Annotated in this window: 11 protein-coding genes and 2 pseudogenes; 1 reads left to right on the top strand and 12 read right to left on the bottom strand. The window is 41.0% G+C overall.

Annotation, left to right across the window (positions count from 1 at the left end; genetic code table 11):
- Both RH45_RS07255 and RH45_RS07250 read right to left on the bottom strand, forming a co-directional pair.
- Positions 1–239, bottom strand: a pseudogene (locus RH45_RS07255) (hypothetical protein); the annotation flags it as partial.
- Positions 240–1,003: 764 nt separating this feature from the next.
- Positions 1,004–1,300 (bottom strand): hypothetical protein, encoded by a 297-nt coding sequence (locus tag RH45_RS07250; RefSeq protein ID WP_008075585.1) that lies wholly within the window; start codon positions 1,298–1,300, stop codon positions 1,004–1,006.
- A gap of 191 nt (positions 1,301–1,491) precedes the next feature.
- On the opposite strand from RH45_RS07250, the pseudogene RH45_RS07245 reads away from it, so the two are divergent.
- Positions 1,492–1,884: pseudogene (locus RH45_RS07245) on the top strand (hypothetical protein).
- 169 nt (positions 1,885–2,053) lie between these two features.
- On the opposite strand, the gene RH45_RS07240 reads toward RH45_RS07245, so the two are convergent.
- The 10 genes from RH45_RS07240 to RH45_RS07195 all read right to left on the bottom strand — a co-directional run bounded on the left by RH45_RS07240 (position 2,054) and on the right by RH45_RS07195 (position 9,146).
- Positions 2,054–2,446, bottom strand: a complete 393-nt coding sequence (locus RH45_RS07240) for a hypothetical protein (RefSeq protein ID WP_008075582.1) — start codon at positions 2,444–2,446, stop codon at positions 2,054–2,056.
- A 119-nt stretch (positions 2,447–2,565) separates the two neighbouring features.
- Positions 2,566–3,039, bottom strand: coding sequence for an SHOCT domain-containing protein (locus tag RH45_RS07235; RefSeq protein ID WP_008075574.1), 474 nt, complete (start codon positions 3,037–3,039; stop codon positions 2,566–2,568).
- 174 nt (positions 3,040–3,213) lie between these two features.
- Positions 3,214–3,735 carry a GNAT family N-acetyltransferase gene (locus RH45_RS07230; protein WP_008075572.1) on the bottom strand — a complete coding sequence of 174 codons (522 nt, stop codon included), beginning with the start codon at positions 3,733–3,735 and terminating at the stop codon, positions 3,214–3,216.
- A 140-nt stretch (positions 3,736–3,875) separates the two neighbouring features.
- Positions 3,876–4,358 (bottom strand): SF0329 family protein, encoded by a 483-nt coding sequence (locus RH45_RS07225; protein WP_008075571.1) that lies wholly within the window; start codon positions 4,356–4,358, stop codon positions 3,876–3,878.
- 106 nt (positions 4,359–4,464) lie between these two features.
- Positions 4,465–4,911, bottom strand: coding sequence for a GNAT family N-acetyltransferase (locus RH45_RS07220; protein WP_008075570.1), 447 nt, complete (start codon positions 4,909–4,911; stop codon positions 4,465–4,467).
- Positions 4,912–5,595: 684 nt separating this feature from the next.
- On the bottom strand, positions 5,596–6,210 hold the full coding sequence (locus RH45_RS07215; RefSeq protein WP_008075569.1) for a hypothetical protein: 615 nt from the start codon (positions 6,208–6,210) through the stop codon (positions 5,596–5,598).
- 147 nt (positions 6,211–6,357) lie between these two features.
- Positions 6,358–6,765, bottom strand: coding sequence for a hypothetical protein (locus RH45_RS07210; RefSeq protein ID WP_008075568.1), 408 nt, complete (start codon positions 6,763–6,765; stop codon positions 6,358–6,360).
- Between the two features lie 104 nt (positions 6,766–6,869).
- Positions 6,870–7,259 carry a hypothetical protein gene (locus RH45_RS07205; RefSeq protein ID WP_008075562.1) on the bottom strand — a complete coding sequence of 130 codons (390 nt, stop codon included), beginning with the start codon at positions 7,257–7,259 and terminating at the stop codon, positions 6,870–6,872.
- Positions 7,260–7,400: 141 nt separating this feature from the next.
- A complete protein-coding gene (locus RH45_RS07200; RefSeq protein ID WP_008075561.1) occupies positions 7,401–7,973 on the bottom strand; it encodes a hypothetical protein in 573 nt (190 codons plus the stop codon).
- Between the two features lie 129 nt (positions 7,974–8,102).
- Positions 8,103–9,146 carry a GTP pyrophosphokinase gene (locus tag RH45_RS07195; protein ID WP_008075560.1) on the bottom strand — a complete coding sequence of 348 codons (1,044 nt, stop codon included), beginning with the start codon at positions 9,144–9,146 and terminating at the stop codon, positions 8,103–8,105.
- Between the last annotated feature and the right edge of the window lie 513 nt (positions 9,147–9,659).

The raw sequence follows: 9,659 nt of genomic DNA, 5'->3' as shown, positions 1-9,659 counted from the left end.
CCTAGCCAAGGGTATATGATTTTATTTTCTTCGTGATTCCAAACTAACGGGATAGATAGAATTGTGACAACAGCAATATAGCCTACTTTCCCTTTTAATGGGAAAGCCTCCAAAGTTAAAATAAACCCAGCAACAAAAGGCAATGCTAGTAGAAAGCCGCTTACGCCTTGATTCACAGCTCCAGCACCAATGAACAAAGCACTTACTGCTAAAGTTAAATGAGATATTGTCTTGCGCATAAGCTTAAACCTATCGTTTTGTATAACGCCCTGTTAAGGTGTGAGCAACGCAATACCTAAGCCGTCGCATACCACCTTAATCACTAAAACCAACGCATAGTAAAAATGCCACGCGTTGCGAATCACTCTTGAACAGTTTGTTAGTCGCGAGGCACCGAGCGACAATTTTAAGCCAAACTAAACTTTGCGAACAACAAACTTTATGTGTTTTGATGCACTTAAGTCAGGCGTAGTCTCAAAGCGGCTATTCAATGAAACCACTTGGAACAGCCAACGCCGCAGAAAACAGACTGACAACACCAAAAAAGCGCTTTTGGAAAACCAATCTCACAGTGCGGACTTTCAACAAAGTCACTGAAACCACGTGGAACTTACCACACCAGAGAAAACTTCCTTTCAGCAAGTAAATAAGCTTTTAAACCAACAAACTCACCGAGCAGATTTGCAACCAAAAACAGATTTTCGATTACCCTGCTCTATCACCACCAAAGAACGAAACAACCGCTTGGAAAATAGTAATGCATTGATTTAGAACCGATGAAACTGAGCTTTGACCGTCGAAGATGGAACTATGAATCAAATAACCAGTAGCCAAGTTTTGAGCTTAGAAACATGATTTTGACTGCTAGCTTTTTCTGGCGACTAACGCCGCGTTAAGTAGTGAGCAACGCTAAGCCACCTAACCTAAACCTTTACACCTTAAACACTTAACTCAACTTAGAATGCAAAACACCAAGCGTTGCGAATCTGTCTTAAACGCCTTGTTATGTGTGTACTTCTTTGTAGGCAAAGGAACTAGCAAATACTTGGATATCGTCTCCTGATTGCATCTCTATAATGTACGCTCCTTTCTCTGACACTCTTACTTCGTTAACTGAAACCGATGGTCCCCACGGCTCCGCTTGGGTTGTATTCACGGCTGATACCGCTGAGAAATTAATTTCGAACTGCACGCTCTCTTTCGAACATAGTAATCCAGTTATTCGAACTGACTTTTGCTCCCACAAATACTCGATGGATTGAACGACCGAATCATGCAAACGTAAATCTGGAAATCTCATATAATCCTCAAAACACATAACGCCACGTTAAGTAGTGAGCAACGCCAGCCACATAACCTAAACCATTACACCTTAACCACTTAACCCAACTTAGAACGCAAAACGCCAAGCGTTGGGAATCTGTCTTAAACGCCTTGTTATGTTGCTGACTCAAGGTACAATCGCAAGCTTTATAACAAGAACTAGACGCGATGCTATTTAACAACAATATCGATGAGATGATTAACTATTTGGAATGTTTCTGTAAACAACCACATGTCAAATCACTTGATAGCATTTCAGATGAACAGATTAACTTACTTCTGGATTTCTTAGCACTGGCCCACAAGTTAAAATGTGATATCTACGCGACCAGAAACCTTAACAGCCCACACTTTCTTGGTATCGGGGCCTTCGCTTTGTCACAAGAGCGCCCACCACATGGAAACCTATTTATCAAAGTAGAGCGAGAGCAACTTCACCTTACACTTGAACTCGATGCTTGCAGCTAAGAGAACTTGTTAACACCAACCCGAGTGATTGATGCACTCATTTATCTCATCGACAATTCAGGTCAGGCACTTCTCCCTGAAGATTGCAACTAGTGATTGCAACATAACGCCGCGTTAAGTAGTGAGCAACGCTAACCACCTAACCTATACCTTTGCACCGTAAACACTTAACCCAACTTTGAATGCAAAACGCCGAACGTTGGGAATCTGCTTTAAACGCCTTGTTATGTGCTTGTTTCAAGTAATTTTCTTAGCTCCCTTTTTAAAAAGGAACCTCTATCCAGAACCCGACAAACATCATGAAATAGCCCGAAAGCAACAACAAAAGTAGTGGAGGTATTGCCACCATTGGTCCATTGATCAAAGTGTCCAATAGTTCGAGAGTAAAGCCTCCCACCCAAAACGCAACAAAGCAAATACCCAAAGCATGAGGACGAAAGCTAGCAACTATTTGACTGTTTTCAGGAGAAAAGTTACTAGAGCGAATTCCTGCTACTGGTCGAAAAGGATTTGATAGCCACCTAATAGGTCTTACAATTTTCAACTCATTTTCTTTGAGGGTTCCCCTTAGGTTTGAGTTTCTCAATTTCGCTTCCAACTGCTCATGGCTAATGGACAGCCCAAACTCTTCGAAGAAATAAGGGATAAATTTCACTAATTCGAACTCCTATCGAGCACATAACGCCGCATTAAGGTGTGAGCGGCGCTTGGCTATACTTGAGCGAAGCGAAACCGCCAAGCGTTGCGAATCACTCTTAAATGCTTTGTTAGGTTTTAGTTTTCAAGTAGCTTCGATTTTGCTTTTGAAAACTCTGACTCAGTCAACAGCCCACGTTCATACAGGTCAACAAGTGAGTTTAAGTCCGACACTTTACTCGTAGATTTAGATGCATTTGTATATTCATATGTGTATTCACAATTCACGTTCATTACAGCTGTAATTATGTCGCGACCATGATCAATAACTGTCACATCTTCCCATTTTGGTAAAGACACTGATTCCCCATTGTTAGCCGCATATTCTTTTGCCGCATTATTGATAAGATTCGTGCACCCAGCGAAACCATCACGACTACTTCTTACGAACTGGTATTCACTGTAATGTCCAGCGACAGTAAAACCATTTTCAACTTGTTGAATACTAAATTCATCACCATCTTTCGTGTGAACTGGCTCTCCGACATGACTTGGCTTAGTTGAACAACCAACTAACAGTGCGACTAGAGAAACACTTAATAACTTACGCATGAGAAACCTCGATATCAATAGAATGGAATATCATACCATATAATAAAGAGTGAGGAATTGATAAAAAACCTAACGCCGCATTAAGGTGTGAGCGACGCTTGGCTATACTTGAGCGAAGCGAAAACGCCAAGCGTTGCGAATCACTCTTAAATGCTTTGTTAGCCCTGTGGTTGACTAGTACATATAACCTAGCCAATCAAAATGTCCAACACCCCACTGCTTATCTCTGAGTGGTTTCACATACAGTTCATCAACGTGCTCTACAGCAACTCCAAAGTTGGTGTGCTCGTGAAGCCTTAACCAAGATTGCATGCACTGAACTTTGTTAAAGCCATTTGAAGAGTAGAAATCATCTAACTCAGATATGAGGATTATGAAATCAACGTCTTTAGTTTCGGCAAATGCCGATACTTCTGACAACATAAAAGAGCCAATACCTTGCCCTCGATAACGTTCATCAACACAGAAGTCGATGACGCCCAGAACCTTATGTATTTCCCCACCGACGCTCACGGCTCGATAGTCCAGTCCAAGATAGCCAACCAAGTGTTCACCTTGAAAATGAAGAGCACGCATATGAGGTAACTGCTTAAAGTAAGAACGACTTACTTGGCTATCTGGGAAAGCTTGGTTTCTTAACGCTTCGATTGCCTTATGATGCAATTCTGAAACGTCAATTTCTTGCACGATTTCCATATCATTTCCTCAAAAAGGGCTAACGCCGCGTTAAGTAGTGAGTAACGCCTACCACCTAACCTCAACCATTGTACCTTAAACACGAAACCCAACCTAAAATGCAAAACGCCAAGCGTTGGGAATCTGCCTTAAACGCCTTGTTAAATGGTATTGTCGCAGGCTCTCCTTATTTTATAAAACTTAACAACCATTTGGCTTTCTTCGTCTAAGTCAATTGTACGTATGCGCCTTTGTCCTAGACGGGAATCAAGCAATGCCAAACATCTTATAAGTAGGTTTGGCGAAGTTAGGGATTCCTCAATTGTGTTATTACAGTATTCGTCGAGTGATTCGTAGTACAGATATTGGCTTAACCTACCTTCAGACTTGAGCTGTTCATGAGCTAACATTTGAGCTTTGTAGGGAGTAACTTCATCACTTACGAGTTTATAGATCCGTTCATACTCATCTGAGTAAAATGACAAGGTACACATACTCCAAACTTCACTCTTATCGAAGGTGATATAACCACGACCTTGTTGATCATGCGTTGCTCTGTAATGAGTTGTGCGCAATTCTATTCGCCCCTTGACTGAATCAGCAAAGAAGCTTTCCACCCGCTTTTTACGTTTACTCCACTGCATAAGAACCCTCATACCATTTAACGCCGCATTAAGGTGTGAGCAGCGCTTGGCTATACTTGAGCGAAGCGAAACCGCCAAGCGTTGCGAATCACTCTTAAATGCTTTGTTATGTGCGTACTAAAGACATTGGTACGGACCTAATTCCGTTGAACTCGGCTTCTTCACCTGTTGCTACGAAACCATTACGATTGTAGAACTCAACAGCATTCACCGATGAACGCAGGCTAACTTCACGAGCATCTGTCTGATTGAGCACATGATTCAATAAAGCACGACCTAAACCTGACCCTTGCTGTGAATGAGCAACAAATAAATGTGTTAGATAATTCCCATCACGTAAAGCAGCAAAACCAAGGACTTCCCCATCTGATACGGCCTTAACAGATGAAAACTTCTCATGGTCAAAAGTTGTCACTAGGTCAGGTAAAACTCTGTCCTTATACTCTTGCTTTCCCTGTTCGTTAAACAATGGAAGCACATCCTTGTCTGAGACCTCTGAAACAAGCCTTGTCACTGCCTCTAAATCCGATTTTAGGACCTTCTGAATTTCCATATTCCCTCCGAGCACATAACGCCGCGTTAAGTAGTGAGCAACGCCTACCACCCAAACTAAACCATTACACCTTAAACGCTAAACCCAACTTAGAATACAAACCGCCAAGCGTTGGGAATCTGCCTTAAACGCCTTGTTATGCGAATTTGCACGCATAAGCCAACTTGGCCCAATGCAGACTACCTTAAGCGCGAAAAACCACAAACAAACCAAACATTTTTTGTGATTCAAGAAACAGCAGGGTCACTATGTTACAGCCGAGACTTCAACAACCACTAAATGCGGCCTTTCAGCAACAATGCTGCTTTTAAACCAACTAACCTAGCAGAGCCGAGCGTTCAACAAATACAAAGCGTCGATAGCCTTGCTATTTCCACACTTTGAGCCAGTGGAACTCGCCACAAACCAGCACTGAAAACCAATGAGGCAACCCGCGAATATTGGCATGTTTTACGGCCTGATAGATTCAAGAAATTGAGCCGACAATGCTGAGTTGCCGACACCGAAAATGGATAGCCAAAGAGAGCGAAAACGAGAGATGGGATAATTTTCCTTCCAGTCGCATAACGCCGCGTTAAGTAGTGAGCAACGCCTATCACCTAACCTACACCTTTACACCGTAAACACTTTACCCAACTTAGAGTGTAAAACACCAAGCGTTGGGAATCTGCCTTAAACGCCTTGTTAGCTGCTGGTTTGCGACAATGACTTTCGGATCACCCAAATGTAGAACAAGGCTAATAAATCGACTTGAACGAACCCTAAATTATATTTATTTGAATACGCTAGAAGTGAACCACCAACATTGAAAGATGCTGAGAACCAGCGGTACGTGTCGCTTACCCAGTCTAAAGTGAGGAAAATACCTCCCACACCATAGTAATCGAAATACAATCCTCCAAACCCAAATGCAAAGATTTGAAGCCCTACGTTCAAATAAGAAAGCAAGTAATACCGTGTCGTACGTTTGTATAAGACTAGACCCGATAATACATTTAAAAGAATGACAAAACACGAACTGACAATTTGAAATCCCGTCAAGCCTGAAACGGAAAGAACGAGCATCACTAAGGCTATTGCTGCAACAAGCAATTGATTAATACCAATGAACGTCAATAATTTACTCCATCGCAACTTTCTAGCATTTGCGAGTTGATCATAGTATTCCTGTATCTCGTTTTTTCGAAGCGCAATCTCACTTGTTAAAGAGCTATAGTTCTCCGGATAGGCTTTAGCATCTATACCACTTAACGCTTCAAGCAACGACTTGGCATCATAATTTTTGTAGTTAACTTCCATATTTATACTCTATTCTCATCTGCAGCTAACGCCGCGTTAAGTAGTGAGCAACGCTAAGCCACCTAACCTAAACCTTTATACCGTAAACACTTAGCCCAACGTTGAATGCAGAACGCCGAGCGTTGGGAATCTGCCTTAAACGCCTTGTTATAACTTCAGGTATGTGTGAATAGTTGTATTTATGTTTTTGAACCCTGTTGACTCAAATTCCAATGCCCATGATGACTCGAGTACCATCGGTAGCTTTCCATTTGCCAGTTCGCCAAACTTAATTTCAGTTATGTCAACAGGGCTATGAGCACCAAAAAAGTAAACTGACCCGTCAATATACCCGTCATTTGGGTTTACAGGGAAAGTAAAGGTTCTACCAGTAAGTTCATTAAGTTCTGTAGGTAAATTTATACCGTCTAGGCTAACCACAGTTTCTATGTTCTCCGAATAGCCGTCTAGGCTAAGTTCAAACGGCTCTATTCCTATCTCAATTGAAACCATACCATCGACACCAGAAAGCATTGCACTTGTAAATTTGAGTTTGTCTATCGGGAAATTTTCCACTCTTCCTCCTGAGTTATAACGCCGCATTAAGGTGTGAGCGACGCTTGGCTATACTTGAGCGAAGCGAAAACGCCAAGCGTTGCGAATCACTCTTAAATGCTTTGTTATGTAACTTTTAACCCAGTGACTAAGTCACCGTAGCTACATATTACAGTGCCGGAAATTGCCAAGAAAATTCCGAGATACTGAAATATTCGATATACCAGTTTGTATTTTTGACTTAACTCTGTTTGGTCAGAGATCGTTATACCAGAAAGGTTTATATGCTCATTAACTTTTATGAGATTGAATTCGACCCAAAGCGCTAATACCAGAGTTATCGCCCCGCTTCGTTGAAACCATGAGCCAGCATTTTCACCAACGGGCAATAACAACTGGTTATAGGCTGCAATTGGAGCAGCAACGGCAACAATCATTAAAGGGATAGAGTAAAGTAACGCTTTTACAATATCTTTCTCAGCATCAGCCATTTCCTCTTCTATTGATTTTGACATACTATCTCCAAAGTTACATAACGCCGCGTTAAGTGGTGAGCAACGCTACCACCCTACCTAAGCCTTTGTGCCGTAAACACTAAATTCAAAGCCAACCGAAAATGCCAAGCGTTGGGAATCCGTCTTAAACGCCTTGTTAGCTTAAATCCCAAAGAGTGTAGCTACTGCGCCAAGTATAATCAGCAACCAGAATAGAACACCTATAACAATCCATAAGTAGTTAGCCCAACTTAGATCGCCATTGGAACTACCCGACTCATCTTCCATATACTGGTTAATTTTTAACTGAATGGAATATAATGCTTGATATGTGAAAGGGACTAGTAGAACGCTGACAAAGTAACTGTATGGCATACCTATATCTTTGTTTGCCAACTGATCAAACACCCTACCGATAATAACCAAAATTACGTACTTGGTAGCATACCATTCGACTGTTGAACTTTCCTTTTGTTCTGACTCAGGCTGTGTCTGAAAAGTAATTTTACTGCATAGCGAGTGTATGAAGAAAATGTCGAAGAAAGCTCTGGCTACAGGCCAAATATTGTCGTTAGAACTACTTTTGTAAAGACTCCAGTTTTTATAAGACCAATAGATACCATAAAGTCCCATTGTACTGAGAAAAAGTATCGTGAACTTCTTGGGAGAAACCACATATAATTCGCACTTTTGTCTCTCGGTATTAACTGACGTATTATTTTCAATATTTTCCATTTTTAAACTCTATCTTTTTGTACACTATTAAGCTAACGCCGCATTAAGGTGTGAGCGACGCTCGGCTATACTTGAGCGAAGCGAAAGCGCCGAGCTTTGCGAATCACTCTTAAATGCTTTGTTAGCCAACTAGTATTCATAGTCTTCTAGAGCTAGGTTACCTAAGGCCTCTAACGCATTTAACATGCCTTTCAACTGTTCATCTTTGATGAACTTATCAAGGGTAACCATTGCTTCATCATCAACCACCCAATTAAATGGAACCTCGTCTACGAAATGCTCCCAGTTATTTATAAGCATCCAATCCCTTACAATACCAAGGATATTAGAACTATAATTAATTTCTTTATAAACATCCGCATATTTAGGTGGAATTATATTTATTAGCTCTTCTAGCGTTGTTACTCCAAAGGCGTTTAATTCGACTATCAATTCATTGATATTCTTAGGAGAACTTGAAACATCTATTCCATTATTCTCAACCCACGAATTGAAGAACTTATTCAGGCTTATAGAGTCAATAGACGTAGAGTAATCGCCTGATTTAGATCTCTCTTCAATACTTTCTTTATATTTATCTATTTGGCTAGATAGTTCATCAAACCCTTTATCTGCTATTTCTAACATCCCTGCATATAGATATAACTTCCTATCAATCTCAGGAGGCAAAGTCCCAGAAAATTTATAATTGCTATCATGTGCTAATTCTGCCCACGCATGCTGCAAAACCGTTCGTACCTGAACTTCAAATTTAAGTCCAGTTAAGGAAGAATATTCCGGTAACTTTGCTCTAGTCTTACCTAAGGTACAAACAAAATGCACCGAGCGATAACCTATTTGATCTTTGGAAAGGACTTTGCTTTTATCAAGTGAATTGTCAGCATCCACATCAAATGATTTATTTATTAACGTAGAAACTCTTTCAACATCAGACTCAAAGTAAAGAATAATCCTTATGCCCGTTAAATCTGTCATTTGTTCCGCAGGATTCTTATATCCCTTACGATCGATTTTCTCTAACGCACTTTTTTTGTCTTTGGTTCTACCGCTAACAGTTAGAAAATCGACTTTGTTCGACTTCAGTAAGTTTTCGAATATAGTCACCACTGAGTCAGTCAAACCTGAGTGATCTTTTAGAGCTTTATCTAGCCAAACAACTGATTTATTTTCCATTTTTCCTACTATATGTCCTCGAAGCCAATTTAGTTGGCTAACGCCGCGTTAAGTAGTGAGCAACGCCTACCACCTAACCTAAACCTTTACACCATAAACACTTAAGCCAACTTTGAATGCAAAGCGCCATGCGTTGGGAATCTGCCTTAAACGCCTTGTTATGCGAACTTGCACGCATAAGCCAACTTGGCCCAACGCAGACTACCTTAAGCACGAAAAACCACAAACAAACCAGATACTTTTTGTGATTCAAGAAACAGAAGAGTCACTATGTTACAGCTGAGATTTCAACAACCACGAAATGCGGCCTTTCAGCAACAATGTTGCTTTTAAGCCAACTAACCTAGCAGCGACGAACGTTCAACAAATACTAAGCATCGATAGACTTGCCCTTTCCACACTTTTAATCCAGCTAAACCTCCATGCACCGGCTCGGAAAGCGAATGAGGCAACCCGCCAATATTGGCATGTTTTACGGTCTAAGAGATTCATGAAATTGAGCCGATAATGCTG

This window comes from Vibrio sinaloensis DSM 21326 (genome assembly GCF_000189275.1).
GTDB lineage: Bacteria > Pseudomonadota > Gammaproteobacteria > Enterobacterales > Vibrionaceae > Vibrio > Vibrio sinaloensis.
This window is presented reverse-complemented; position numbering and strand designations above follow the sequence as displayed.

Coding starts and splice junctions, on each gene's coding strand:
- RH45_RS07225 (WP_008075571.1), bottom strand. CDS start 4,358: ATGCAGTGGAGTAAACGTAAAAAGCGGGTGGAAAGCTTCTTTGCTGAT.
- RH45_RS07235 (WP_008075574.1), bottom strand. CDS start 3,039: ATGCGTAAGTTATTAAGTGTTTCTCTAGTCGCACTGTTAGTTGGTTGT.
- RH45_RS07200 (WP_008075561.1), bottom strand. CDS start 7,973: ATGGAAAATATTGAAAATAATACGTCAGTTAATACCGAGAGACAAAAG.
- RH45_RS07195 (WP_008075560.1), bottom strand. CDS start 9,146: ATGGAAAATAAATCAGTTGTTTGGCTAGATAAAGCTCTAAAAGATCAC.
- RH45_RS07215 (WP_008075569.1), bottom strand. CDS start 6,210: ATGGAAGTTAACTACAAAAATTATGATGCCAAGTCGTTGCTTGAAGCG.
- RH45_RS07220 (WP_008075570.1), bottom strand. CDS start 4,911: ATGGAAATTCAGAAGGTCCTAAAATCGGATTTAGAGGCAGTGACAAGG.
- RH45_RS07205 (WP_008075562.1), bottom strand. CDS start 7,259: ATGTCAAAATCAATAGAAGAGGAAATGGCTGATGCTGAGAAAGATATT.
- RH45_RS07230 (WP_008075572.1), bottom strand. CDS start 3,735: ATGGAAATCGTGCAAGAAATTGACGTTTCAGAATTGCATCATAAGGCA.
- RH45_RS07250 (WP_008075585.1), bottom strand. CDS start 1,300: ATGAGATTTCCAGATTTACGTTTGCATGATTCGGTCGTTCAATCCATC.